General features: G+C 68.5%; 24 protein-coding genes. 18 read left to right on the top strand and 6 right to left on the bottom strand.

The genetic code is table 11. The annotated features are described in order from the left end of the window. Window positions 1-59 precede the first annotated feature (59 nt). Window positions 60-1,040, top strand: a complete 981-nt coding sequence (gene holA / locus E3O48_RS02215; protein ID WP_134537182.1) for a DNA polymerase III subunit delta — start codon at window positions 60-62, stop codon at window positions 1,038-1,040. A gap of 160 nt (window positions 1,041-1,200) precedes the next feature. Here the strand turns inward: holA and rpsT are convergent, their stop codons facing one another. Next, window positions 1,201-1,464 carry a 30S ribosomal protein S20 gene (gene rpsT / locus E3O48_RS02210; protein ID WP_134508407.1) on the bottom strand — a complete coding sequence of 88 codons (264 nt, stop codon included), beginning with the start codon at window positions 1,462-1,464 and terminating at the stop codon, window positions 1,201-1,203. A gap of 118 nt (window positions 1,465-1,582) precedes the next feature. Then, window positions 1,583-2,329: an alpha/beta fold hydrolase gene (locus E3O48_RS02205; protein ID WP_134537161.1), complete on the bottom strand. Its 747-nt coding sequence runs from the start codon at window positions 2,327-2,329 to the stop codon at window positions 1,583-1,585. 311 nt (window positions 2,330-2,640) lie between these two features. Here E3O48_RS02205 and lepA point away from each other — a divergent pair, with 311 nt between their 5' ends. Genes lepA through hemW form a run of 3 tightly spaced genes read left to right on the top strand, consistent with a single transcriptional unit; the run spans window position 2,641 to window position 6,377 of the window. Next, window positions 2,641-4,494 carry a translation elongation factor 4 gene (gene lepA / locus E3O48_RS02200; protein WP_134508630.1) on the top strand — a complete coding sequence of 618 codons (1,854 nt, stop codon included), beginning with the start codon at window positions 2,641-2,643 and terminating at the stop codon, window positions 4,492-4,494. Between the two features lie 4 nt (window positions 4,495-4,498). Beyond that, on the top strand, window positions 4,499-5,146 hold the full coding sequence (locus tag E3O48_RS02195) for a DUF1990 family protein (protein ID WP_134537160.1): 648 nt from the start codon (window positions 4,499-4,501) through the stop codon (window positions 5,144-5,146). 4 nt (window positions 5,147-5,150) lie between these two features. After that, window positions 5,151-6,377, top strand: coding sequence for a radical SAM family heme chaperone HemW (gene hemW / locus E3O48_RS02190; protein ID WP_134508633.1), 1,227 nt, complete (start codon window positions 5,151-5,153; stop codon window positions 6,375-6,377). A 23-nt stretch (window positions 6,378-6,400) separates the two neighbouring features. On the opposite strand, the gene E3O48_RS02185 is transcribed toward hemW, so the two are convergent. Beyond that, entirely contained in the window at window positions 6,401-6,772 is a 372-nt protein-coding gene (locus E3O48_RS02185) for a DUF4870 domain-containing protein (RefSeq protein ID WP_241974728.1), read from the bottom strand. Between the two features lie 43 nt (window positions 6,773-6,815). Next, window positions 6,816-7,268 carry a DUF4870 domain-containing protein gene (locus E3O48_RS02180; RefSeq protein ID WP_134508635.1) on the bottom strand — a complete coding sequence of 151 codons (453 nt, stop codon included), beginning with the start codon at window positions 7,266-7,268 and terminating at the stop codon, window positions 6,816-6,818. A gap of 169 nt (window positions 7,269-7,437) precedes the next feature. Here E3O48_RS02180 and hrcA point away from each other — a divergent pair, with 169 nt between their 5' ends. From hrcA to leuA, 11 genes are all read left to right on the top strand, one after another. Continuing rightward, the gene (gene hrcA / locus E3O48_RS02175) at window positions 7,438-8,469 is read left to right on the top strand and encodes a heat-inducible transcriptional repressor HrcA (RefSeq protein ID WP_134508637.1); all 1,032 of its coding nucleotides are present in this window, start codon (window positions 7,438-7,440) and stop codon (window positions 8,467-8,469) included. A 79-nt stretch (window positions 8,470-8,548) separates the two neighbouring features. Next, window positions 8,549-9,658, top strand: coding sequence for a molecular chaperone DnaJ (dnaJ, locus tag E3O48_RS02170; RefSeq protein ID WP_134537159.1), 1,110 nt, complete (start codon window positions 8,549-8,551; stop codon window positions 9,656-9,658). Between the two features lie 6 nt (window positions 9,659-9,664). Next, the gene (locus E3O48_RS02165) at window positions 9,665-10,405 is read left to right on the top strand and encodes a 16S rRNA (uracil(1498)-N(3))-methyltransferase (RefSeq protein WP_134537158.1); all 741 of its coding nucleotides are present in this window, start codon (window positions 9,665-9,667) and stop codon (window positions 10,403-10,405) included. Between the two features lie 19 nt (window positions 10,406-10,424). Next, window positions 10,425-10,817 carry an HIT domain-containing protein gene (locus tag E3O48_RS02160; RefSeq protein WP_134537157.1) on the top strand — a complete coding sequence of 131 codons (393 nt, stop codon included), beginning with the start codon at window positions 10,425-10,427 and terminating at the stop codon, window positions 10,815-10,817. A gap of 70 nt (window positions 10,818-10,887) precedes the next feature. Beyond that, entirely contained in the window at window positions 10,888-11,901 is a 1,014-nt protein-coding gene (locus tag E3O48_RS02155; protein ID WP_134537181.1) for a PhoH family protein, read from the top strand. Next, window positions 11,898-12,365: an rRNA maturation RNase YbeY gene (gene ybeY, locus E3O48_RS02150; protein WP_134508644.1), complete on the top strand. Its 468-nt coding sequence runs from the start codon at window positions 11,898-11,900 to the stop codon at window positions 12,363-12,365. The genes E3O48_RS02155 and ybeY overlap by 4 nt, the downstream gene beginning before the upstream one ends. Beyond that, entirely contained in the window at window positions 12,362-13,690 is a 1,329-nt protein-coding gene (locus E3O48_RS02145; RefSeq protein WP_134537156.1) for a hemolysin family protein, read from the top strand. Before ybeY ends, E3O48_RS02145 begins: the two co-directional genes overlap by 4 nt. Next, a complete protein-coding gene (gene era / locus E3O48_RS02140; protein WP_134537155.1) occupies window positions 13,674-14,576 on the top strand; it encodes a GTPase Era in 903 nt (300 codons plus the stop codon). The genes E3O48_RS02145 and era overlap by 17 nt, the downstream gene beginning before the upstream one ends. A 156-nt stretch (window positions 14,577-14,732) precedes the next feature. After that, a complete protein-coding gene (locus E3O48_RS02135) occupies window positions 14,733-15,995 on the top strand; it encodes an esterase family protein (RefSeq protein ID WP_134537154.1) in 1,263 nt (420 codons plus the stop codon). A 77-nt stretch (window positions 15,996-16,072) separates the two neighbouring features. Continuing rightward, on the top strand, window positions 16,073-18,562 hold the full coding sequence (locus E3O48_RS02130; RefSeq protein ID WP_241982362.1) for a bifunctional lysylphosphatidylglycerol flippase/synthetase MprF: 2,490 nt from the start codon (window positions 16,073-16,075) through the stop codon (window positions 18,560-18,562). Window positions 18,563-18,742: 180 nt separating this feature from the next. Then, window positions 18,743-20,515, top strand: a complete 1,773-nt coding sequence (gene leuA / locus E3O48_RS02125; RefSeq protein WP_134537153.1) for a 2-isopropylmalate synthase — start codon at window positions 18,743-18,745, stop codon at window positions 20,513-20,515. A gap of 130 nt (window positions 20,516-20,645) precedes the next feature. On the opposite strand, the gene E3O48_RS02120 is transcribed toward leuA, so the two are convergent. Together E3O48_RS02120 and E3O48_RS02115 are read right to left on the bottom strand one after the other, a co-directional pair. Next, window positions 20,646-21,299 (bottom strand): hypothetical protein, encoded by a 654-nt coding sequence (locus E3O48_RS02120; RefSeq protein ID WP_198413010.1) that lies wholly within the window; start codon window positions 21,297-21,299, stop codon window positions 20,646-20,648. A 213-nt stretch (window positions 21,300-21,512) separates the two neighbouring features. Further along, window positions 21,513-22,211 (bottom strand): trimeric intracellular cation channel family protein, encoded by a 699-nt coding sequence (locus tag E3O48_RS02115; RefSeq protein WP_134537178.1) that lies wholly within the window; start codon window positions 22,209-22,211, stop codon window positions 21,513-21,515. A gap of 75 nt (window positions 22,212-22,286) precedes the next feature. Between E3O48_RS02115 and recO the strand changes: the two genes are divergently transcribed. From recO to heR, 3 genes are all read left to right on the top strand, one after another. Then, window positions 22,287-23,009, top strand: a complete 723-nt coding sequence (recO, locus tag E3O48_RS02110) for a DNA repair protein RecO (RefSeq protein ID WP_134508656.1) — start codon at window positions 22,287-22,289, stop codon at window positions 23,007-23,009. Next, window positions 23,006-23,824: an isoprenyl transferase gene (locus tag E3O48_RS02105; RefSeq protein WP_134537152.1), complete on the top strand. Its 819-nt coding sequence runs from the start codon at window positions 23,006-23,008 to the stop codon at window positions 23,822-23,824. The genes recO and E3O48_RS02105 overlap by 4 nt, the downstream gene beginning before the upstream one ends. Window positions 23,825-23,990: 166 nt before the next feature. Next, window positions 23,991-24,794, top strand: a complete 804-nt coding sequence (gene heR / locus E3O48_RS02100) for a heliorhodopsin HeR (RefSeq protein ID WP_134537151.1) — start codon at window positions 23,991-23,993, stop codon at window positions 24,792-24,794. The last annotated feature ends 2 nt before the right edge of the window (window positions 24,795-24,796 follow it).

Here is a 24,796-nt window from a genome sequence, read left to right as displayed (position 1 = left end):
GCCGATCAACTCCGAGCAAGGCCGGATCGAGCAAGGCCGGATCGAGCAAGTCGGTCGCCATCCCGCAACTGTCGTGGCACCAGGTGCGCCCTGCCCCGGTCGTGCTGGTCTCCGGCACCGAGGTGTTCCTCGCGGAACGGGCCATCCGTCAGCTGAGGGACTTCCTCAAGCTCGAAGACCCGAGCCTCGAGATCAGCGACATCCAGGCCGACAGCTATGCACCGGGGGAGTTGCTCACCATGGCCAGCCCCTCGTTGTTCGGTGAGCCCCGGCTGATCCGGGTGAGCTCGGTCGAGAAATGCAGCGACACCTTTATCATCGAGGCGCTCGCCTACCTCGAGAATCCGGCGGAGGACACCTACGTCGTGTTGCGGCACGGTGGCGGGGTGCGCGGCAAGAAGCTGCTCGACACGATCCGGTCCGGAGTCGGCGGCGCCGTCGAGGTCGTCTGCGCCGAGCTCAAGAAGGACTCCGACCGGCACGACTTCGCATCGGCGGAATTCAAGGCTACCGGCAAGCGTGTCACGCCCAGTGCCCTTCGATCTCTCGTGGCGGCCTTCTCCGGCGACCTCGCCGAGCTGTCCGCGGCCTGCCAGCAGCTGATCGCCGATTCGGCGTCCGAGGTCACCGAGACCACGGTCGACCGGTACTACGGCGGACGCGTCGAAGCGAACGCGTTCAAGGTCGCCGACTCCGCGATCGCGGGGCGCCATGGTGAGGCCCTGGTCATCCTCCGGCACGCGTTGTCCTCGGGCGCCGACCCCGTTCCCGTCGTCGCCGCGTTCGCGATGAAGATCCGCACGATGGCGAAGCTCTACGGTGTGCGCGGTGGTTCCGGGCAGCTCGCCTCGCAATTCGGGCTCGCGCCGTGGCAGGTGGAGCGGGCCCAGCGTGACCTGAGCGGCTGGTCGGACGAGGGCCTGGCCCGGTGCATGGTGATGCTCGCCGAGACGGATGCCGCGGTCAAGGGGGCAGGGCGGGACCCGGTCTTCGCCCTCGAACGCCTCGTCGGCGTGATCGCCCGCCGCGGCGCAGTCTGACCCTTCCCCGGCGGGCAGCCAGCCGGCGGCCCCCTGCGCCGGCCGCCGCCGGCTCACACTGTCACGGCACAGAAAAAGAAAGCCCCCGCCATAAGGCGAGGGCTTTCCTTCACACCGGTTCAGTTCCGAACATCGGCCTCAAACCAGGTCTGGGTGGTGACTAGACGAGTGCGCCGACCGACTTCGCGATGGCCGACTTCTTGTTCGCCGCCTGGTTCTTGTGGATGACGCCCTTGCTGACGGCCTTGTCAAGCTTCTTCGAAGCAATGGCGAGACTGGCAACGGCCTTGTCCTTGTCACCGGCGGTGACGGCGAGGCGCGTCGCACGGATAGCGCGCTTGAACTCGCTCTTCACCGACTTGTTGCGCTCCTGGGCCTTCTTGTTGGTGCCAATTCGCTTGATCTGCGACTTGATATTTGCCACGTTTATACGCTTTCGTTAGGTTCTTGTTCGGATGGGCCGCTTGGCGGTAGAGGGCGCCGTGCGGCAATGATCGTGTGGGGTGGGACCCAACACGCAAGCCAACAGGAAACGATACCAGTTATTCGACCGGGTCGACAATCGGCCGCGGGCGGCCGGCGGCGACGTCATCGAGGATGCCGCGCAGCACCGTTGCGAACCGTTCCGGCTGGGCAAGGCTGACCAGATGCGAGGCCCGCGGCACGACCACGAGGCGACCGTTCCGGCACGCGCCGAGGAAGCGGCGCTCGTGCAGCCTGAACTGGTCGAAAGCGCCGTTGACCAGCCAGACCGGACCCGGATACCGGGACAGGCCCTTCAGCGGGCGGAGGGTGCCGGTGGCGGCCAGCCCGGCGTCCATCACGTGCAGGGGAACCCCGCCGGCGAGCGTGTCCGCGGCACCCTGGCGTGGCAGCAGCACCCGCACCAGGGTGGTGTGCAGCCAGAGTCCATGGTCGGGAAGTCTGCGGATCAGCCGGGCCAGGCGCCGGTAGGCGTCCAGTGGCCACCCGGACGGGATCGCGCAGCAGCCGGCGGCGACCAGCGTGGCCACCCGCTCGGGGTGCCGCGCGGCGTACTCGATGGCGTAGTAGCCGCCCAGCGAGAGACCGACCAGCACCACCGGGCCGCCCAGGGCTGCGACCCCGTCGTCGATGGCGGCGAGGGCACCCTCGACGGTGAATCGCTCGGCCAGGCGCGAACCGTGGCCGGGCAGATCGACCGCCAGCGCGGGATGCCCGGCCTCACCCAGGATCGTGAGCTGCCGCCGCCACATGGTGGCCGAGGTTCGGATCCCGTGCACGAAGAGGACTGGTGTGGCCGATGTCATGGCTACCCTCCTGCCTGGGCTCTGTTCGGGCTTGTGGCAGCTCGAAGCTGGTGGTGCGTCGGGGTTGACGGCGATTCGGTGCCGACCCGATACAGAGATTCTGCACGTCATCCGGCTGCTCGACCAGCGGCGTCTGGTCGGGCTCGAGGCTAGCGCAGGTCGCGGTCGGCACGAACGGGTTGTCGCCGCGCCCGTTTCCGCAGCGCGCTACCGCGCCCGCGGTCGCGGGCTGCCGAATCCGGCGCGGCCCCAGGGCCGGCATCGGCCGGGCGAAACCGGCGGGCAGCCAGCTATGGGAGAATTGCCAGACCATGTCACCGAGACCCCTCACCGCGCTTGAACCGGCCGCAACACCTCCCGAGTTCATCCGTAACTTCTGCATCATTGCCCACATCGACCACGGAAAGTCGACGCTGGCCGACCGGATGCTGCAGATCACCGGGGTCGTCGACGACCGGGCGATGCGCGCCCAGTACCTGGACCGGATGGATATCGAGCGCGAGCGCGGCATCACCATCAAGAGCCAGGCCGTGCGGATGCCGTGGGAACTCGACGGGCAGACCTACGCCCTGAACATGATCGACACCCCCGGCCACGTCGACTTCACCTACGAGGTCTCCCGTAGCCTGGCCGCCTGCGAGGGCGCCATCCTGCTCGTCGACGCCGCCCAGGGCATCGAAGCCCAGACCCTCGCCAACCTCTACCTGGCGCTCGAGAACGACCTCACGATAATCCCCGTGCTCAACAAGATCGACCTGCCGGCAGCCGACCCCGACAAGTACGCGAAGGAACTGGCCAGCCTCATCGGCGGCAGCCCCGACGACGTGCTGCGCGTCTCCGGCAAGACCGGCGTCGGCGTCGCCGAACTGCTCGACCGGGCGACCCGGTTGATCCCGGCGCCGGTCGGCGATCCGGCCGCACCCGCCCGCGCCATGATCTTCGACTCGGTCTACGACAGCTACCGCGGCGTCGTCACCTACGTGCGCATGATCGACGGCAAGCTGAACCCGCGCGAGAAGATCCAGATGATGTCCACCCGGGCAACCCACGAGATCCTCGAGATCGGCGTGACCAGCCCGGAACCCACCGTGAGCAAGGGACTCGGCGTCGGCGAGGTCGGCTACCTGATCACCGGGGTCAAGGACGTGCGCCAGTCGAAGGTGGGCGACACCGTCACCACCGCCCTGCGCCCCGCCACCGTGGCCCTGCCCGGCTACACCGAGCCCAAGCCGATGGTGTTCTCCGGCCTGTACCCGATCGACGGCAGCGACTACCCGGCCCTCCGCGAGGCCCTCGACAAGCTCAAGCTGTCGGATGCCTCCCTCGTCTACGAGCCGGAGACATCCGTCGCCCTCGGCTTCGGTTTCCGCTGCGGCTTCCTCGGCCTCCTGCACCTGGAGATCATCACCGAACGCCTCGACCGCGAGTTCGGGCTCGACCTGATCACCACCGCGCCCAGCGTGATCTACGAGGTCACCACCGACGACAAGAAGACCGTCACGGTCACCAACCCGAGCGAGTTCCCCAACGGCAAGATCGCGAAGGTCGAGGAACCGATCGTCAAGGCCGCGATCCTCGCGCCCAAGGACTACGTCGGCGTGATCATGGAACTCTGCCAGAGCCGCCGCGGCACCCTGCTCGGCATGGACTACCTCGGTGAGGACCGGGTCGAGATCCGCTACACGATGCCGCTCGGCGAGATCGTCTTCGACTTCTTCGACAACCTCAAGAGCCGCACCGCCGGCTACGGGTCGCTCGACTACGAGCCGATCGGCTCGCAGGAGGCCGACCTGGTCAAGGTCGACATCCTGCTCCAGGGCGAGCAGGTCGACGCGTTCAGCGCGATCGTGCACCGTGACAAGGCCTACGATTACGGCGTGCTGATGACGGGCAGGCTGCGCAAGCTCATCCCGCGCCAGCAGTTTGACGTGCCGATCCAGGCCGCGATCGGCGCCCGCATCATCGCCCGCGAGTCGATCAGCGCCATCCGCAAGGACGTCCTGGCCAAGTGCTACGGCGGCGACATCTCCCGCAAGCGCAAGCTGCTGGAGAAGCAGAAAGAGGGCAAGAAGCGCATGAAGATGGTCGGCCGGGTCGAGGTTCCCCAGGAGGCCTTCATCGCCGCGCTCTCCGGCGACGAGCCGCCCAAGAAAGAGAAGAAGTAACCGGATGCGACGCGCCACCTTCACCGACACGGCCGTGAGCTACGCGGCCATCGGAGGCACCCTCGCCCCCGACCTTCTCCGCTACCCGCCGAACGGCTACCGGCCGATCGAGCGCACGGTACGCCTCGGCAGCGGGGAGGAGCGCTTCCAGCTGGCCTCCAAGTCGCTGATGACCTGGGGTGTGCAGCGGGGGAGCGGGATGACCGTGACCGACCTGCTGAGCAGCACCGGAGAGCAGTACACCGGCCTCGTCTTCAACGCCGACGGCCAGGCCGCCAGGGACCAGAAGAGCGCGGCGAACGAGGCGACGTTCGGCGACGACGGCACCCCGTACATCGTCAACGGCATGTCAGCGCACCTGTCCGTCAAGGTCGGCCCGTTCACCATCGACGCCCCCGTGCGGGTCGTCTACGTGATCGACGAGCCCGACCGGGTCGGCTTCGCCTACGGCACCATGGTCGGGCACCCGGCCAGCGGCGAGGAATCCTTCATCGTCGACAAGCGGGACGACGACTCGGTCTGGCTGACCATCCGCGCCTTCTCCCGGCCGAGCACCTGGCGCTACCGGCTCGGCTGGCCCGTCGCTCGGTTGCAGCAGGCGAAGTTCACGAAACGCTACCTGCGCGCGCTGCACCCGATCGGCGCGGCCTAACCCGATGGGCAGCGCCCTTCCCCTCGGTGACCCTGCACCCCGCGACGGTCTGCTGCCTGAGTCGGCGGCGGCCGGCGCTGCCGGACGTGACTTCGGCGTCTACCTGCACGTGCCGTTCTGCCGGGTGCGCTGCGGTTACTGCGACTTCAACACGTACACGGCCACCGAACTGCGCGGGGCGTCCCAGCACGACTACGCCGGCCAGGCGATCACCGAGGTCGAGGCGGCCGGGCGCATCCTGGACGCGTCAGGGATGCCCGCCCGTGAGGCGGCCACCGTCTTCTTCGGCGGCGGCACGCCGACCCTGCTGCCGGCCGACGACCTGATCCGGATGCTGGACTCCGTGCGCAGCACCTGGGGTCTCGCAGCAGGCGCCGAGGTCACCACCGAGGCGAACCCCGACTCCGTCGACGCGGCCTACCTCGCCCGGCTGGCCGCCGCGGGATTCACCCGGGTCTCGTTCGGCATGCAGTCGGCCGTTCCGCGCGTGCTGGCCACCCTCGAGCGCACGCACGACCCGGAGAAGGTGCCGCTCGTCGTGCAGTGGGCCCGTGACGCCGGACTCGACGTGAGCGTCGACCTGATCTACGGCACGCCGGGGGAGACGCTCGCCGACTGGCGGGCGAGCCTCGAGCAGGCCATCGGCCTGGCGCCGACCCACATCAGCGCGTATTCGCTGATCGTCGAGGAGGGCACCAAGCTCGCCCGGCAGATCAAGCGCGGCGAGCTCGTTCCGGTCGACGAAGACCAGCAGGCCGAGTTCTACGAACTCGCCGACGAGCTGCTCGCCGACGCCGGTTACGGCTGGTACGAGGTCAGCAACTGGGCGACGGATGAGGCCCACCGGTCCCGGCACAACCTCGCCTATTGGACCAGCCAGGACTGGTGGGGCGTCGGACCCGGCGCGCACAGCCACGTCGGCGGGGTGCGCTGGTGGAACGTCAAGCATCCGTCGGCGTACGCCGACCGGATCCTCGCCGGGGACTCCCCGGCGGCCGGCCGGGAGACCCTCGACGCAGCCACCCGGGAGGTCGAGCGCGTGCTGCTGCTCACCCGGATCCGGGAAGGCATCCCGATCGCTTCGCTCTCCGTGCCGGGCCGCCACGAGGTCGCCGGGCTGATCGCGGATGGGCTCATCGACGCGAAAGCCGCCCTGTCCGGGTCGATTGAACTGACTCGGAGAGGACGGCTGCTCGCGGATGCGGTCGTGCGCCGGTTGCTGACCGACTGACCGGTGTTCGAGCCTGCTCCGACCTAGCTGATGAACTTGATGGTGAGCGGGTACGTGTAGTACTCGCCCTTGTTGGCGGCCAGGGCCGCCATGATCCCGAACACGATCGTGAGGATCCACGCGGCGAACAGCACAAGGAAGCCGACCAGGACCAGGGTCAGGATTCCACCGACGATATAAGCGATGAGAAGCGTGATCTGGAAGTTCAGCGCCGTCGCGGTGTGCGCACGGATGAACGGTCCGCGGTCCTTGAGTACCAGGTAGCCGATCAGCGCCGGCAGGAAGCCGAACAGGATTCCACCGATGTGGATCAGGGTGGCCCAGAGTTTCTCATCGGACGGATTCATGGGGGTCGGCGCCTGGTAAGGGCTGGCCGGTGGGGGCATGGCGGACATTCGAACTCCTTCTATCAGTGACGGTCGACGGGCGTCGGCTGGACTACTTGATCAGGCGGAGGGCGAACGGGTACTGGTAGTGCTGACCGTCCTTTGCCTTCAGGAAGCCCATGATCGAGAAGATCACTCCGACGACCCACAGCACCCACGCTAGTCCTGCGAGGACTCCGCCGATGCCGAACGTGACCATCGCGATGAAGGTCGCGAGGATGTTGACGGCGACATAACCGATCAACAGGGTGATCTGGAAGTTCAGTGCCTCCTTCGCCTCCACCGCCGTGAACCGGCCGCGGTCCTTGAACACGAGCCAGATGATCAGCGACGGCAGGAAACCGAGCACTCCGCCGAGGTGGGCGAAGGACGCCCACTGGCGGTCATCGACGTCGGAGAGCGGTGCCGCGGCCACCGGGGCGGAGGCTGCCGGCTGGTACGGAGCTTGCGGGGGCCGTTGGCCCAGGTTCGGGTCTTCGGGGGTGTGACCGGTGGAATCGCTCATGATCGTGCCTTTCAGCGCACAGGGAGAGGTGCATTACATGCCTAAGCTACTGCGCCTATTCCTCACGGGGCAATGGGACGCGCCCAGCGGCTGGCGGTATGATTGGCAGTCAAACACCCCGAGTGCCAGCCGAGACCGGCGCTCGCGACCGACTGAGGAGGCGATTCGCATGGTGTCAGATCGCAGTCTCGAAGTTCTGCGCGTGATCGTGCAGGACTATGTCGCGTCGAGGGAGCCCGTCGGGTCCAAGTCCATCGTCGACCGCCACTCCTTCGGGGTCTCCGCGGCCACCATCCGCAACGACATGGCCATCCTTGAGGAAGAGGAGCTGATCGCGGCCCCGCACACCTCCTCCGGCCGGATTCCCACCGACAAGGGCTACCGGGTGTTCGTCGACCATCTCGCCGACCTGCGTCCCCTCTCCGTCGCACAGCGCCAGGCCATTGAGACGTTCCTCGGCCAGTCCGCCGACCTCGACGAGGTGCTGTCCCGCAGCGTGCGGCTTCTGTCCCAGCTCACCCACCAGGTCGCGCTCGTGCAATACCCGTCGCTGTCCCGGGCCAGGGTGCGGCACATCGAACTCGTGCCTCTCTCCGACACCCGGCTCCTCTCCATCCTGATCACCGACGCGGGCCGGGTCGAGCAGCGCGTGATCGAGCTGCCTCGCCCGCTCGACGAACCCGTCCTGGTCGACCTCCGGGCCCGGCTCAACGCCGCGGTCATCGGCCTGAGCATGACCGAGGCCGCGGCGGCGCTGGTCGCGACCGACCTCGCGGGTGCCTCCGGCCCCGGCCCCGCGCCGCAACAGGAGGCCGTCGACCTGATCAGGGACACCCTGCGCAACCAGATCGGCGCCAATCGGCAGGACCGGCTCGTGATGGCCGGGGCGGCGAACCTGGTCAGGACAGAGGAAGACTTCACCGGGAGCATCTACCCGGTGCTCGAGGCCATCGAGGAGCAGGTCGTGCTGCTGCGCCTCTTCGGCGAGATGGCCACCGACCAGCACGGCGTATCGGTGAGCATCGGCCGCGAGAACGCGCCGTTCGGCCTGGCCGAGACCTCCGTGCTCACGAGCGGTTATTCCTCACAGGGCGGGGACCTCGCCCGGCTGGGCGTGCTCGGCCCGACCCGGATGGACTACTCGAACAACATGGCCGCCGTGCGCGCCGTCGCCCGCTACCTGTCCCGCATCCTCGAATAAGCCCCAGATCGAATAAGCCCAGACTCCACACCGAACACACCCACAGATCCAAACCCGAACAGACCTAGGAGAGCCAGCTTTGGCTGACCATTACGAAGTACTCGGTGTCGCCCGCGACGCCACGGCCGATGAAATCAAGAAGGCCTACCGGCGCCTCGCCCGGCAGCTGCACCCCGACGTGAACCCCGGTGCGGATGCGTCGGAACGGTTCAAGTCGGTCACCCACGCCTACGACGTGCTCAGCGACGCGAAACAGCGCGACAACTACGACCGCGGTGGCAACGGCCGCTCCGGCGGAGGGTTCGACGCGGGCAACTTCGGCAACTTCGGCGACATCTTCGAGACCTTCTTCGGCGGCGGCGGCACCAGCCGCGGCCCCAAGTCCCGCCGCGACCGCGGCCAGGACGCACTGATCCGGGTCGAGCTCGACCTCGACGAGATCATCTTCGGCACCCACCGCGACCTCGAGGTCGACACGGCGGTCCTCTGCGCGAGCTGCAGCGGCACCTGCTGCCAGCCGGGAACCGCGCCGGTCACCTGCGACATCTGTCACGGCACCGGCAGCATCCAGCGGGCCGTGCGTTCGCTGCTCGGCAACGTGATGACCTCGAGCCCCTGCGGCTCCTGCCGCGGCTACGGCACCATCATCGCCACCCCGTGCGTCACCTGCCAGGGCCAGGGGCGCGTGCGCGCCCGTCGCACCGTCCCGGTCGACATCCCGGCCGGCGTCGACACCGGCCTGCGCCTGCAGATGCCCGGCAGCGGTGAGGCCGGTCCGGCCGGCGGGCCGAACGGTGACCTGTACCTCGAGATGAAGGTGCGCCACCACGACGTCTTCAGTCGCGACGGCGACGACCTGCTCGCCACCCTCGAGGTGCCGATGACGGACGCGATCCTCGGCACCACCGCCACCGTCAAGGCCCTCGACGGCGACATCGAGGTGGAGGTGCGGGCCGGCGTGCAGAGCGCGGAGGTCATCACCATCAAGGAACGCGGCGTCACCCGGCTGCGCGGCAACGGGCGCGGCGACCTCAAGATCGGCGTGCACGTCGCCACCCCCACCAGGCTCGACCACAAGGAGCGGGAGCTGATCGAAGCGTTCGCCGCCCGGCACAAGTCCCCGGCGCCCACGCTCAGCGCGGTGCAGCAGGGACTCTTCTCGAAGCTTCGCGACCGGTTCCGCGGCTAGAAGACCGTGGCGCATTTCTTCATCGACGATTCCCTGCGCGCCGGCTCCGCCGTGCCGGGCAGCGTCCTCAGCATCGACGGCGCCGAGGCGAGGCACGCCGTCACGGTGAGCCGGGTCAGGCCGGGCGAGCGGCTGCGGATCGGGAACGGCGCCGGCCTGATGCTCGACGTCACCGTGACGGGCGCCGACGGGGGCCGGCTCACCTTCCGGGTCGATGAGGCCGACGTCGTCGAACCAAGCACGCCGCGGATCCTGCTCGTGCAGGCCCTGGCCAAGGGCGACCGCGACGAGATGGCCGTGCAGGCCGCGACCGAACTCGGCATCGACGGCGTCATTCCGTGGGCCGCGTCCCGGTCGGTCACCCGCTGGGAAGGCCCCAAGGTCGCGAAGGGCCAGGCTCGCTGGGCGAGCATCGTCCGGGAAGCATCCAAACAGTCGATCAGGGCGTGGCTGCCGGAGGTGGCCGGGCTGACGAGCACCCGGCAACTGGCCGCCCTGGCAGGAAGCACCCGGATGCTCCTGCTCGAGCCGACCGCGGAGCTCCGGCTCACCGAAATCGGCGCCCCCACCGACGACCGGGACATCCTGCTCGTCGTCGGGCCCGAGGGCGGCATCTCGACGGCCGAACTGGACCAGCTCGAACAGGCCGGTGCCACCCGGGTCCGCCTGGGCGAGACCGTGCTGCGCACCTCGACCGCCGGACCGGCGGCCCTCGCCATCCTCAACGCAACCCTCGGCCGCTGGTAGCGCCGCTTAAGATAGAGCTATGACTTCCCCCGGCCAGGAACCGTCCCTCTTCAGCCGCATCGCCGCGCGCGAAATCCCGGCGACCATCGTCGCCGAAACCGACCGGATCATCGCCTTCGAGGACATCGCCCCGCAGGCGCCGGTGCACGTCGTGATCACCACCAGGACCCAGCAGTACCGCAACGTGGTCGAGCTCGCGGCCGAGGACCCAGGGCTGCTGGCGGAGCTCGTCGCGGTCGCGGCCGGGATCGCGGCCGAGCGCTCGAACGGCCAGTTCCGCCTGGTCTTCAACACCGGCCAGGCCGCCGGTCAAACCGTGTTCCACGTGCACGCCCACCTGCTCGCGCAGCCCGGACCCGGTTCGCCGGTCGGGGACGACTCGCTCGGGGAGGGCTCCCTTGCGTTCCGCTGACGCCGGCGACAACGCCGAGAACCGGGCCGAGAACCAGGTCGAGGAGCGGGTGTCGGTCGACGGCATCGCCATGGTCCGCCTCCTCGGCGCCCAGGACCGCCTCCTCAGCACCATCGAACGGGAGCACCCCGGCGTCTCGGTGCACGTGCGCGGCAACGAGATCACCCTCACCGGGCAGGCCGGCCAGGTCGAGGCCGCCCGCCGGCTGATCGATGAGCTGCTGCTGATGATCCGCGGCGGGCGCGACCTCGCCGAGGCCGAGGTGACCTCGTCGTCGCGAATGCTCGGCGCCGACAGTTCGACCAGCCCGTCCGAACGCCTCGGCCCGGCCATCCTCTCCTCCCGGGGAAAGAGCATCCGTGCCAAGACGCTCGGCCAGAAGGACTACGTCGACGCCATCGACACGGCGACGATCGTGTTCGGGATCGGCCCGGCCGGGACCGGCAAGACCTACCTGGCGATGGCCAAGGCGGTCCAGGCGTTGCAGCGCAAGGAGGTCGACCGGATCATCCTGACCAGGCCGGCCGTCGAGGCAGGGGAACGCCTCGGCTTCCTCCCCGGCAGCCTGACCGAGAAGATCGACCCGTACCTGCGGCCGCTCTACGACGCCCTGAACGAGATGATGGACCCGGAACTGGTGCCGAAACTCCTCGCCTCCGGCACCATCGAGGTGGCGCCGCTCGCCTACATGCGCGGGCGCACCCTCAACTCCTCATTCGTCGTGCTCGACGAGGCGCAGAACACCACTCCCGAACAGATGAAGATGTTCCTGACCCGCCTCGGGTTCGGCTCCAAGATGGTCGTCACCGGCGACATCACCCAGATCGACCTGCCCGTCGGGTCGAGCGGGCTCCGGCTCGTCACCCGCGTGCTCGACCAGGTCGACGACATCCGTTTCGTGCGGCTGACCAGCGCCGACGTCGTGCGCCACTCCCTTGTCGGCCGGATCGTCGACGCCTGGACCGAGTACGACGCCCAAAAACAGGCCCAGCGCTACGAGAGCGAGCAGGCCCACGAATTCGCCAAGCGCGGACCCCGCTCCGGCACCCCACGCGACCGCCTTCCGAAACGGAGCACCTCTTGAGCATCGAGATCAACAACGAATCCACCATCCCGGTCGACGAGGCCGTCATCCTCCGACTGGCCGCCTATGCCCTCGACTCGATGCACGTGCACCCGGATGCCGAGCTTGCGATCGTTCTCGTCGACGAGGGCGCCATGGAGCAGCTGCACGTGCAGTGGATGGACGAACCAGGTCCCACCGACGTGCTCAGCTTCCCGATGGACGAGCTCCGCCCGGGCACCGAAGACGAGGAGACCCCGCCCGGTCTGCTCGGCGACATCGTGCTCTGCCCGCAGGTGGCCCAGGCCCAGGCCGAGACGGCGGGGCACAGCACGCTCGAGGAACTCCTGCTCCTCACCACCCACGGTGTGCTGCACCTCCTCGGGTTCGACCACGCCGAACCGGCGGAGGAGAAGGAGATGTTCGGCATCCAGCGTGACATCCTGATCGGTTTCGCCCTGCAGGAACGCCTCCGCAACCGATGATCATCGGGTGGTTTCTCACCGCGGCCGTCTTCCTGGTGGCCTTCGGCGGCCTGATGGCCGCCGTGGACTCCGCCATCACCGCGCAGTCCCGGGCCGACATCGCCGACCTGGCCGACACATCACGGGCCAAACGATCCCTGGCCGCGATCGCCGCCGACACCGGGGCGCACCTGAACGCGATCAGTTTCATGCGGATCATCGCCGAGACCACCGCGGCGGTGCTCGTGACCCTGGTGTTCGCGACCACGATCGACCAGCTCTGGCTGGCACTCGTGCTGTCCGCCGCGCTGATGACGGCCGTCTCGTTCGTGCTGGTCGGCGCGAGCCCGCGCAGTGTCGGCCGTGCCCACCCGAAACAGCTCCTGGCCGGCACGGCGCCGCTGGTGCATTTCCTCCGGGTGCTCCTCGGCCCGATCGCCAACGCCCTGGTCGCGCTCGGCAATCGGGTCACGCCGGGCCGAACCCGGCTCGCCACGTTCACCTCGGAGGACCAGCTGCTCAGCATGGTCGACGAGGCAACCGAGCTGGATGTGCTGGAGGAGGACGACCGGGAGCTCATCCACTCCATCTTCGAGTTCAACCAGACCGTGGTGCGCGAGGTGATGATCCCGCGCACCGACATGGTCACCATCGAGGCCGACGCGTCGATCGGCGCCGCCATGGGCCTGTTCCTCAGCAAGGGCATCTCCCGGGTGCCGGTGATCGACGGCGAGGTCGACGACGTCACCGGCATCCTCTACCTGCGCGACGTCGCCCGGCTGGTCTATGAACGGCCGCCGAATGTGGAGGCCCTGACCGTCGCCGAGCTCGAACGCCCGGCCGTGTTCGTGCCGGAGTCCAAGAAGGCCGACGACCTGCTCCGCCAGATGCAGCTCGAGTCGAACCACCTCGCGATGGTGGTCGACGAGTATGGTGGAATCGCCGGGCTGGTCACGCTCGAGGACCTGATCGAGGAACTCGTCGGGGACATCTCGGACGAATACGACCGGGACGTCGTGGAGGTCGAAGACCTCGGCCACGGACGCTTCCGGGTCAGCGCCCGGCTACCGGTCGACGAACTCGGCGAGTTGTTCGACCTGGAGCTGGACGACGACGAGGTCGATTCGGTCGGCGGGCTGGTGGCCAAGGCACTCGGCCGGCTGCCGGTGGCCGGTTCGGTCGCCCGCACCAGCGGGCTGGTCCTCACCGCGGAACGCACCGAGGGCCGCCGCAAGCGAATCAGCACTGTGCTGGTTGAACGAGACGAAGCGCTGATTGACGCGCAGACCGCATTCCTCGGAGTGTCGGACGACGAGGGAGAGAACGGTCATGACGACAGAAAATGAATTCCGGGCGGGATTCGTGTCCTTCGTGGGGCGCCCGAACGTGGGCAAGTCCACCCTGACCAACGCGCTGGTGGGCGAGAAGGTCGCGATCACGTCTTCGAAGCCGCAGACGACCCGCCGTGCGATCCGCGGGATCGTGCACCAGAAGAACGGCCAGCTGATCCTGGTCGACACGCCGGGCATCCACAAGCCGCGCACCCTGCTCGGCGAGCGTCTGAACAGCCTGGTCCAGTCGACCCTGGCCGGCGTCGACGTGGTGGGCCTGTGCATCCCCGCGAACGAGCCGATCGGCCCGGGGGACCGGTTCATCAACGAGCAGCTCGACAACTTCCCGCGGGCACGCAAGGTCGCCATCGTGACCAAGATCGACGCGTCCTCGAAGACCAGCGTCGCCAACCAGTTGCTCGCCGTCTCCGAACTGCGTGACTGGGAGGCGATCGTGCCGATCTCGGCGACCAGCCGCATCCAGCTGGACATCCTCACCGCGGAACTGCTCCGGTTGCTGCCGGATTCGGACGCCCCGCTCTACCCGGCCGACGCGGTCACCGACGAGAGCCTCGAATCGCGCATCTCGGAGTTCATCCGCGAGGCCGCGCTCGAGGGCGTCACCGACGAACTCCCGCACTCGATCGCCGTGACCATCGACGACATCATCGAGCGTGACGACCAGGAACTGGTCGAGGTCTACGCCAACCTCTTCGTCGAACGCGACAGCCAGAAGGGCATCATCATCGGCAAGTCGGGCAGCCGGCTGAAGGATGTCGGCATCCGCGCCCGCAAGCAGATCGAACCGCTCGTGGGCAAACGGGTCTTCCTCTCGCTGCGGGTGAAGGTCGCCAAGGAATGGCAGCGCGACCCGAAGCAGCTCGGACGCCTCGGCTTCTAACCGAACCGCCCCACGATCCGGCCCTGAGCTGCGACCTGTGCGCCTGCAGTGAGTTTGCTGTGGCCTGGCCGACCCGAGTCTGAGGCCTCGCTCAGAACCGGGTATTTCGCGTGCGCCGGCACCGTCGCGGTGTGAGAGTGGGCACGGAGGAATCGAATGAATGCGCTGCTGGACACCAGCCTCGTCGGAGGTCCCTTCCTGATCGGACTGTATCTCCTGACCGGCCTGTTCGTCGCCGGGCTGCTGCTCCGGCGGCAGGGTGTGCGCGCCGCCGCCCTGACCCTGGCCCTCGTGCTGGCCGGCGCCGTCGCCGGCTGGGTGCTGGTCTGGCTGGTGAGCGACGTCTGGGACCTCTTCGGTGTCTCCATGTCCACGCCCACCCGGCTCTGGACGGCCGGCCTGGTCGGAGCCCTCGTGCTTGCCGTCACCAACCTGTTCGGTGCCCGGCCCCGGCGCCGGGTTCTCGCCGTCGTCGCGATTCCGCTCTGCCTGCTCACAGCCGCCGCCGGGATCAATGCCGAGTTCGGCCAGTTCAACACCGTGCGAGCCGCCCTCGGCATCCCGCTCTACGGGGCGCTCACGGATGCCCTCGCCGGCCCGGTCCCGCCCATCACCGATACCAGGGGCACCGTCGGCACCGTGACGATCCCCGCCACCGTGTCGGGTTTCGCCGCCAGGGAGGCCATGGTCTACCTCCCGGCGGCGGCCCGGACTGCCAAACCCCCGGTGCTGCCGGTCATCGAGATGCTCTCCGGGCAGCCGGGCAGCCCGAGCGACCTGTTCACAGCCGGCCGGCTGGCCGGCATCCTCGACGCGTGGGCGGCCACCCACCACGGCCTGGCACCGATCGTGGTCGTTCCCGACCAGCTCGGCGCCCCAGACCGGAATCCGATGTGCGTCGATTCGAAGCTGGGCAACTCGGCCGGCTACCTCACCGTGGACGTGCCGGCCTGGATCCGCGCCCACTACCGGGTCGCGGCCGCGCCGGGCGGCTGGGCCATCGCCGGGTTCTCCCAGGGCGGCACCTGCTCGATCCAGCTCGGCGCCGACCATCCGGAGCTCTACGGGACTGTTCTCGACATCTCCGGGGAACTGGCACCCAAGGCGGGCAACCCGCAGCAGACCGTGCAAGCAGGATTCGCGGGCAGCGCGGCCGCCTACGCCGCCGCCGCACCCAGCGCCATCCTGGCCGCGCACGCGCCCTACCGGGCCCTCCACATCATCTTCGCGGTCGGCGGCGACGACACCAGGTACATCGCCTGGACGAACACCCTCAGGGCGGCGGCTGAACGGGCCGGGGCGACCACCGACCTCCTCGTGTCCCCGGGCACGGCCCACGACTGGCACACGGTGGTCTACGCCCTGACCCGGGCGCTGCCCCTGCTGGCCGCGCACACCGGGTTGACGGTGAACCCGTGACCGCGCAGCAGCCCGTGACGGCACCGCGCCGGGCGGAACGGCGCCGGCCGGCACCGCGCTGGGCTGCACTGGGTCGGGTGGTCCGGCGTCAGGCGGCGCGTCAGCCGGTCGCCCTCGCCTACGCGCTCATCCTCCTGGTCCTGGCCACCGCCACCGGCCCGCTCCACGGCCCGTCCCGGCAGTTGCGGCTGCTGCTGGGAACCGGCTACGAATCCGTCGTCGAGGAGGGGCACTGGTGGACGCCGCTCACGTCCGTCTTCCTCGTCGACAACGGCGCCGAGCTGCTGCTCGCCCTGGCCGGCGCGGTCATCCTGCTCGGCTATGCCGAACGCCTGATGGGAAGCGGCCGCACGATCATCGTCTTCGCCGGCTCGGCCGTGCTCGGCGCCGCCGGCGGCATCCTGCTCCAGGACGCCGGGGTCGCCGGCGGCGAACTCTGGTCCCGCGGGGTGAGCGAGCTCTTCGCGCTCGACCCGTTCACGCCGATCTTCGGCACCATCATGGCCGCAAGCTGTTATGCCGGCCCCCTCTGGCGACGGCGCATCCGGGTGCTCACAATCTCCGCAGCCCTGGTCCTCCTGCTCTACTCCGGTCAGCCCTCCGACGTCTACCGGTTGATCGCCGCCCTCGTCGGCCTCGGCATCGGGGCACTGTTCCGGCCCAGCCCGATCGATTTCACCTGGCGGCGCAGTTCGCACCACGAGACCCGCACCTTGCTCGCAGCGGTCGCCGGCGTGCTCGCCGTCGGCCCGCTCATCACGATCTTCTCCGGCGCCCGGTTCGGCCTGCTCGCCCCGCTCGGCCTCCTGCTCACCCAGGACGTGCCCGCAGCCACCGACGTCGTCGACCGGTGCCTGCTCGGCAACATCACCCGGCAGTGCGTGCACGAGCTCACCCTCGAACGCGTCGGCGGCGCCGGCCCGGTGCTGGTCAGCCTGCTGCCGCTGCTCACCCTCCTCGTCGCCGCATTCGGCCTGGCGCGCGGCCGACGCTTCGCGGCGTGGCTCGCGATCCTCGTCAACGCCGGGATGGCGGTGCTCGGGGCCTGGTACTACGGTCTGCTGCCGGTCTCCGGCCAGCCGTACGTCTGGCGCTGGCATTCCGCCCACTATTGGGAGATCGCCCTGGTGCTGGTGGTGTCGGTGCTCGTCCCTCTGGTCACGGCGATCGTGCTCGCCGCCAATCTCCGCCGGTTCCCGGTACGGGGCAGACCTGGGCGCCGCCGCCGGTTCGCCCTCACGGTGGTGCTCAGCTTCGTCGGGCTGGCCTCGCTCTACGTCGGCGCCGGCTGGCTGCTCCGCGACAGCTTCCGACCCAGGGTCACCCTGATCGACCTGGTCACGGATGTCCCCGAGCGCTTCATCCCGGTCGGCTTCCTCCGGCTGGAGCGGCTGTCCTTTCTTCCGACCGACTGGATCTCGGCCACCTTATACCAGTGGGTCGGCCCCGTATTCTGGATCATCGTCATCGTCGGCGCCATCCTCGGCCTGCGCAGCGGCACCGCGGGCGTGGGCCGGGACGACCAGACGCGGTTGCGGGAGATCCTCACCCGCGGCGGTGGCGGCTCCCTCGCGTTCATGGCGACCTGGGAGGGCAATTCGATCTGGTTCACCCCAGCCGGCGACGTCGCCATCGCCTACCGGGTGGTCAACGGTGTCGCGATCACCACGACGGAGCCGATCGGCCGGGCGGAGCGGGGCGCGCAGGCGATCTCCGACTTCGCCACCATGTGTGACGACCACGGCTGGATCCCGGTCTTCTACAGCCTGCACGGCAGCTGGCAGGCGACGTTCAGCCGGATGGGCTGGCAGTCGATGGGCATCGGCGAGGAGACCGTGCTGCGCCCCCGCAGTTGGGACCCGACGGGCAAGAAGTGGCAGGACATCCGTTCGTCGATCAACCGGGCCGACCGGGCCGGAGTGCGAGCGGTCTGGACGGATCACAAGGCCCTCGGCGTGCTCCAGTCCCTGCAGATCACCGAGATCTCCGAGCTGTGGGTGCAGGAGAAGGAACTCCCCGAACTCGGCTTCACCCTCGGCGGTCTCGACGAACTGCGGGACCCGGCCGTGCGCCTCATGCTCGCCGTCGACGCGGACGAGCGGGTGCACGCCGTGACCAGCTGGATGCCCAGCTACCGGGACGGAATCGTCGTCGGCTGGACCCTCGACTTCATGCGCCGCCGGCCGGACAGCATGAACGGTGTGATGGAGTTCCTGATCGCCCGCACCATGGCGATGATGAGCGAACAGCCGGAGATCGAATTCCTCAGCCTGTCCGCCGCCCCGCTCGCCCAGACCGGGGTGCAGCCGGGCGCGGAGGCAGGCCAGGAGCGGGCCGGCAGCCTGGCGGCGCGGATGCTGGACTTCCTCGGCCGCAGCCTCGAACCCGTCTACGGCTTCCGATCCCTGCTGGCCTTCAAACGCAAATTCCAGCCCGAATTCCAGCCCCTGTTCATGGCCTACCCCGACCCGGTGGCGCTGCCGGCCATCGGGATCGCGCTCGCCCGCGCCTACCTGCCGACGCTGTCGATGCGGGAGGCGCTGGTCTTCGCCCGCGGCCTCGGCTAGGTGCCGGCGCCCCGGCATCCGGTGTCGAAACGCAATCGAAACTGGGACGAAACGATGCTAAGTTAAAAATGTGTTTGCCGGTGCGCTCCTCCTTAGCTGCCGCGACGAGTCCTACTGAGGCCTCCCTCGTCGCGGAGTTTGTCGTTGGCTGACCACCAATTCGCGAGGAGATGAAGGACCATGAAGAACAACCAGACCGCGTCGGCGATGCCGATCCACAAGTACCGTCCGTACCACGAGCAGTTCCGGGTTGACCTGCCCGACCGCACCTGGCCGACGAAGCAGATCAGCCAGGCACCGCGCTGGTGCGCCGTCGACCTGCGCGACGGCAACCAGGCCCTGATCGACCCGATGAGCCCCGAGCGCAAGCGCATCATGTTCGACATGCTCGTGCGCATGGGCTACAAGGAGATCGAGGTCGGCTTCCCGTCCGCGAGCCAGACCGACTTCGACTTCGTGCGCAGCCTGATCGAGCAGAACGCCATTCCCGACGACGTGACCATCCAGGTGCTCACCCAGGCCCGCGAACACCTGATCCGCCGCACTTACGAGTCGATTGCGGGCGCCAAGCAGGCGATCGTGCACCTGTACAACTCGACCAGTGTGCTGCAGCGCGAAGTGGTCTTCCGGGAAGACAAGCAGGGCATCATCGACATCGCCCTGTTCGGGGCGCGCACCTGCCGGGAGATGGAGAAGACCGTCCCCGGCACCATCGTCTACTACGAGTACTCCCCGGAGAGCTACACCGGCACCGAACTCGAGTTCGCCGTCGACGTGTGCAACCAGGTGATCGAGATCCTCGAACCGACGCCCGAGCGCAAGGTCATCATCAACCTGCCGGCCACGGTCGAAATGACCACCCCCAACGTCTACGCCGACTCGATCGAGTGGATGGGCCGTCACCTCGCCCACCGTGAGAACGTGCTCATTTCCCTGCACCCGCACAACGACAGGGGAACGGCCATCGCGGCCGCCGAACTCGGTTACCTGGCCGGCGCCGACCGCATCGAAGGCTGCCTCTTCGGCAACGGCGAGCGCACCGGCAACGTGGACCTGGTCGCCCTCGGGGTGAACCTGTTCACCCAGGGCATCGACCCGCAGATCGACTTCAGCAACATCGACGAGATCAAGCGCACCGCCGAGTACTGCAACCAGCTGCCCGTTCCCGAGCGCAGCCCCTGGGCGGGCGACCTCGTGTTCACCGCGTTCAGCGGGTCGCATCAGGACGCCATCAAGAAGGGCTTCGAGGCCATGGCGGCGGATGCCGCGGCGCGAGGCTGCTCGGTCGACGACCTGCCGTGGGCGGTTCCCTACCTGCCGATCGACCCGAAGGACCTCGGCCGCAGCTACGAGGCCGTGATCCGGGTCAACTCCCAGTCCGGCAAGGGCGGAGTCGCCTACCTGCTCAAGACCGACCACGCGCTCGACCTGCCGCGCAAGCTGCAGATCGAGTTCTCCGGGGTCGTGCAGTCCAAGACCGACGCGGAGGGCGGTGAGGTCACCAGCGAGCAGATCTGGGAGATCTTCAACGACGAGTACCTGCCGGCGAGCCACACCACGCCCGACGCCAAGTGGGGGCGCTTCGAACTGCACGCCACCCGCACGTCGAGCGACCTGTCCGGCACGGTCGAACTCTCGGTCGACCTGCGCGACGACAGCACGGTGGCCAGCGCCGTCGGCTCCGGCAACGGCCCGATCGCGGCGTTCCTCGGAGTGATGGCCGAGCGCGGAATCGCGATCACGCTGTACGACTACGTCGAGCACGCCATGTCGGCCGGCGGGGACGCCCTCGCGGCGGCCTACGTCGAACTGGACGTGAACGGCAAGCGGTTCTGGGGCGTCGGCATCGATGCCGACATCTCGACCGCCTCGCTGAAGTCCGTCGTCTCGGCGGTCAACCGCGGCATCCGCGCCGAGGCCGGCAAGCGCAGCCTCGCCGACGCATCCGTCTGACTGCATAACTGCGTGACCGCATGACTGACTGACTGCACAACTGATGCACAACGCATCCGCCGGGAGCCGCCCCTCGTGGGCGACTCCCGGCGGATGCTGTTGGCTGTCCGGACGGACTGTTCGCGGCCGCTCAGCCGCGGGCGTCGACCGACTCGCGGACCCGGGGCTGCGCCGCTTTCGTCGGAGCCGCTCCCGCCGCGGCCGGCTGTTCCGGCGCTTTCCTGGACGTCGCTGTCCGGCCGAGCACGCCGACGCAGTCGTCGATCGACCCGGCGAGCAGGTCGTACAACCGGTCGTCGGGGTTGGGCGTGCACGCCTCGGCGATGCCCTGAACGGCCACCCGGATGATGGTCTCGGCCGTGCGGTCGGTGAACTTCGAGCGGGACCAGGACCCCATCGAGGCAATGAAATCCCGTGCCCAGCGTTCGGCTTCGGGCGCTTCGTCGAATGCTTCCCGGATCCGCAGGGCAAGGCCCTCAGGCAGTTCCCCGGTGTCACCGGCCAGGTGCCGTTCGCAGTTCAGGATCCCGACCGCGAGCGCGTGCTGGTGTTCGGCGCTGGTCACCGACAGCGCCGACGTCGCGGCGCGGACGGCGATCAGCAGGCGCACCCGGGGATCGTCGCCACGGAGGCCGATCACCGACGGGATGAGCGGAACCAGTCGAGACCTGGCCGTGTCTGAGGTGCAGTCGTTCACCATCCTGGCCAGTGAGGCCAGCAGCGGGTGGGTGCAGGTGGGGTGGTCGGTCCAGGCTTCGCCGGCGAGGTAGGAGGCGAACTCCATGAAACATGCGCCCGACCGTGGGTTTCTATGCTTTCCCCTGGAAAGCACGGGCATGAGGTCTGGCACCGGCATCGGGCCGGGTGTGTTTCCTTTCAGTAGATTCATGAGCATCCTCCAAGCAGGGTGAATTCTTCTCACTAGTGTCACCCCGTGCGGCAGGAAAGGCGAGAGTGAATTCGCCCTGCTGTAGGGGATTTCACAGGATTCTGGTCGTCAGGTCCCGCGGTTGCGGCGGCGGAAGGCGACGATGTTCTCGTTGCGTCGCCAGCGCGGCCAGCTGCCGATCGCCCGCTGCTGGGGGAGGCTCCAGCCGTAACGGGCCGCGAGCACGCGGATGACGGTCGTCACCACGACGCAGCTGATCCCGGCGATCGTGATCGGCACCTGGAGCACGAACAGCACCACGAGCAGCCCGCTGCCCACCCCGGCGGCGACGGCGTAGAACGAACCGACGTGCATCACCGCGATCGGCACGTTCAGCATCATGTCCCGGAGCGCCGACCCGCCGACGGCCGTGATCACTCCCACGAACAGGGCGGGGATCTCCGGCAGCCCCTGGGCGAGCGCCTTGCTGGTGCCCAGGGCGCCGAACAGGCCGATCGTGACGGCATCGAGGGTGATGATGAGCGGGCCGAGCCGGTTGAACAGGCTCTGCAGGAGCATGCCGAGCAGGGCTGCCCCGGCCGACACCGGCAGGTACCAGTTGCTCTGCAGGGCGGCCGGCACGCCGTCGAGCATGATGTCGCGGAGCAGGCCGCCGCCGAGCCCGACGGTGATGCCGATGAACGCGATCCCGAGCAGGTCGAAGCGGCGGTCGGTGAAGCGCCCCGCGAACATGGCGCCCTGGATCGCGCCGATCGCGACGGCCGTGAGGTCGAGCCACAGCGGGATCGTGAAGGAGGTTGTGGGCACACTCAATGAAACCACCGAAACGCGCGCTGCGGCGTGCACGCAGGCATCCGTCGCCGCAAGTGGGACAATCGTGATGTGCCTGTCTACCGTGATGAAGCCGTCGTGCTGCGCACCCAGAAGCTGGGTGAAGCCGACCGCATCGTCACCATGCTCACCCGCAAGCACGGCAAGGTGCGCGCGGTGGCCAAGGGAGTGCGGCGCACCGCGTCGAAGTTCGGGGCGCGGCTTGAGCCGTTCATGGTCGCGGATGTGCAGCTCTACGAGGGCCGCAGCCTCGACATCATCACCCAGGCCGAGTCGATCGGGTCGTACGGTGCGCAGATCACCGCCGACTACCCCAGCTACACCGCGGCCAGCGCCATGGTCGAAACCGCCGACAAGCTGACCGAGGCCGAAGGCTCGCTGCAGCAGTACCTGCTGCTGGTCGGCGCGCTGAGGTCGCTGTCCCGCCAGGAGCACGGCGCCGGCCTCACCCTCGACTCCTACCTGTTGCGCGCCCTGTCGATGGCCGGCTGGGCGCCCAGCTTCCAGGACTGCGCCCGGTGCGGCGCCCAGGGCAGCCACTCCGCGATCGTCGTGCAGGTCGGCGGGATCGTCTGCGACGACTGCGCCGCCCCCGGCTCGCCGAGGCTCGACGCCCAGACGATCGCCCTGCTCAGCTCCCTGCTCACCGGTGACTGGGACCACGCCGAATCAACCCCTGAGAAGACCAGAGCCCAGGCCACCGGGGTGGTCGCCGCGTACACGCAGTGGCACCTCGGCCGAGGCCTCCGATCGTTGGAGCATGTCAGTCGATGACCCCGAATCCGTTCGCGCCCAAACCGTTCACCCATAGGGACGCGATGCCGTTCAAGCCCCTGGACTGGACCGGGCTCTACCCGCCGGCCCTTCCGCTGAAGGTCGTCCCCGAGCATGTCGCCGTGGTGATGGACGGCAACGGCCGGTGGGCGAATGCCCGGGGCCTGCCACGGGTGGAAGGCCACAAGGCGGGGGAGGCGGCGCTGCTCGACGTCGTCGCCGGCGCCATCCAGATCGGCGTCAAGCACCTCAGCGTCTACGCGTTCTCCACCGAGAACTGGAAGCGCTCGCCCGACGAGGTGCGCTTCCTGATGGGGTTCAACCGGGACGTGCTGCACCGCAGGCGTGACCAGCTCAACGAATGGGGGGTGCGCGTGCGGTGGGCCGGGCGGAAGCCCCGGCTCTGGGCATCCGTCATCAACGAGCTGCAGTTCGCCGAACGCCTGACCGCCGGCAACGACGTGCTCACCCTGACCATGTGCGTGAACTACGGCGGGCGCACCGAAATCGCGGATGCCGTGCGCGCGCTGGCCGAGGACGTCGCGGCCGGCCGGTTGAAGCCGTCCGGCATCACCGAGAAGTCGATCCAGCGGAACCTGTACACCGCCGACCTTCCCGACGTCGACCTGTTCGTGCGCAGTTCGGGGGAGCAGCGCACCAGCAACTTCCTGCTCTGGCAGAGCGCCTACGCGGAGATGGTCTTCCTCGACACCCTGTGGCCGGACTTCAGCCGGGTCGACCTGTGGCGGGCGATCGAGCTCTACGCGACCCGGAACCGCCGCTACGGCGGCGCCGTCGACGCTCCCTCCGCCTGAGTCCCGGGCCGGCCCCGCCCGTCGCGACCCGTCCAGCCCCAGCCCGAGCCCCTTTCCGCAGCCCGCGCCCGCCGTGGCTGCCGGGTCTCGACCGGCTCGAACAGCGGAGGGGCCGAGATCGGATCAATGCTAGGTTGGCCCCAATATCAGGCGAGGGAGGCCAATCATGGCGAAGAAGACATACACCTCTGACCAGCAGATCGACCGGCTGAGGGTTTACAACCTCGTCGCGGGGAGCCTGCACCTTCTCCAGGCCATCGGCTTCGCGATCGTGCTCCTAATGCTCAGTTCGCAGGTTCTCTTCGCCGTCACGGCCGACTACCTGGCCGGTCCTCCCGGAGTCCCCATACCGCCCGAGCGTGTCACGGTGTTCGAAGTGAACATCGGAATCGGCGTGGTGGCGTTCCTGGCGTTGAGCGCGTTCTTCCATTTCCTCGTCTCGAGCCCCTGGTTCTTCGGCCGGTACAAGGGCGGGCTGCTGCAGAGCCGCAACTACTTCCGCTGGACCGAATACTCGCTGAGCTCCTCAATCATGATCTGGCTGATTCTGGCCATCAACGGCGTGACCGACATCGCGGCGCTGTTCGCCGTCTTCGCGGTGAACGCCGCGATGATCCTGTTCGGTGCCCTGCAAGAGAAGTACGAGCAGCCGGGATCCGGCGGAATGCTGCCGTTCATCTTCGGGTCGATGGTGGGCATCGTGCCCTGGATCCTGATTCTGATCTACTTTCTCCGGCCGGGCAGCGCGAACGAGGTTGCGGCGCCCGGTTTCGTCGTCGGCATCGTCATCTCGCTCTTCGTCTTCTTCAACACCTTTGCCATCAACCAGTGGTTGCAGTACAAGCAGGTCGGAAAGTGGAAGAGCTATCTTCAGGGGGAGCGCACGTACATCACGCTGAGCCTGGTCGCCAAGACAGCCCTGGCCTGGCAGGTCTTCTCGGGGGCGATCATTCCCGCGATAACGGGCTGACC

Source organism: Cryobacterium sp. HLT2-28, assembly GCF_004402495.1.
Lineage (GTDB): Bacteria > Actinomycetota > Actinomycetes > Actinomycetales > Microbacteriaceae > Cryobacterium > Cryobacterium mannosilyticum.
The sequence above is the reverse complement of the archived record's forward strand: the minus strand, read 5'-3'. Positions and strand labels throughout refer to the sequence as shown.

Bases quoted from the DNA above. Each gene is read 5' to 3' on its own strand.
- hemW (WP_134508633.1), top strand. From the start codon at position 5,151: ATGGGCAGCGCCCTTCCCCTCGGTGACCCTGCACCCCGCGACGGTCTG.
- E3O48_RS02160 (WP_134537157.1), top strand. From the start codon at position 10,425: ATGACTTCCCCCGGCCAGGAACCGTCCCTCTTCAGCCGCATCGCCGCG.
- E3O48_RS02105 (WP_134537152.1), top strand. From the start codon at position 23,006: ATGACCCCGAATCCGTTCGCGCCCAAACCGTTCACCCATAGGGACGCG.
- E3O48_RS02145 (WP_134537156.1), top strand. From the start codon at position 12,362: ATGATCATCGGGTGGTTTCTCACCGCGGCCGTCTTCCTGGTGGCCTTC.
- heR (WP_134537151.1), top strand. From the start codon at position 23,991: ATGGCGAAGAAGACATACACCTCTGACCAGCAGATCGACCGGCTGAGG.
- E3O48_RS02180 (WP_134508635.1), bottom strand. From the start codon at position 7,268: ATGAGCGATTCCACCGGTCACACCCCCGAAGACCCGAACCTGGGCCAA.
- lepA (WP_134508630.1), top strand. From the start codon at position 2,641: ATGTCACCGAGACCCCTCACCGCGCTTGAACCGGCCGCAACACCTCCC.
- E3O48_RS02155 (WP_134537181.1), top strand. From the start codon at position 10,888: ATGGTCCGCCTCCTCGGCGCCCAGGACCGCCTCCTCAGCACCATCGAA.
- E3O48_RS02135 (WP_134537154.1), top strand. From the start codon at position 14,733: ATGAATGCGCTGCTGGACACCAGCCTCGTCGGAGGTCCCTTCCTGATC.
- hrcA (WP_134508637.1), top strand. From the start codon at position 7,438: ATGGTGTCAGATCGCAGTCTCGAAGTTCTGCGCGTGATCGTGCAGGAC.
- E3O48_RS02185 (WP_241974728.1), bottom strand. From the start codon at position 6,772: ATGTCCGCCATGCCCCCACCGGCCAGCCCTTACCAGGCGCCGACCCCC.
- E3O48_RS02195 (WP_134537160.1), top strand. From the start codon at position 4,499: ATGCGACGCGCCACCTTCACCGACACGGCCGTGAGCTACGCGGCCATC.
- E3O48_RS02205 (WP_134537161.1), bottom strand. From the start codon at position 2,329: ATGACATCGGCCACACCAGTCCTCTTCGTGCACGGGATCCGAACCTCG.
- E3O48_RS02120 (WP_198413010.1), bottom strand. From the start codon at position 21,299: ATGGAGTTCGCCTCCTACCTCGCCGGCGAAGCCTGGACCGACCACCCC.
- era (WP_134537155.1), top strand. From the start codon at position 13,674: ATGACGACAGAAAATGAATTCCGGGCGGGATTCGTGTCCTTCGTGGGG.
- leuA (WP_134537153.1), top strand. From the start codon at position 18,743: ATGAAGAACAACCAGACCGCGTCGGCGATGCCGATCCACAAGTACCGT.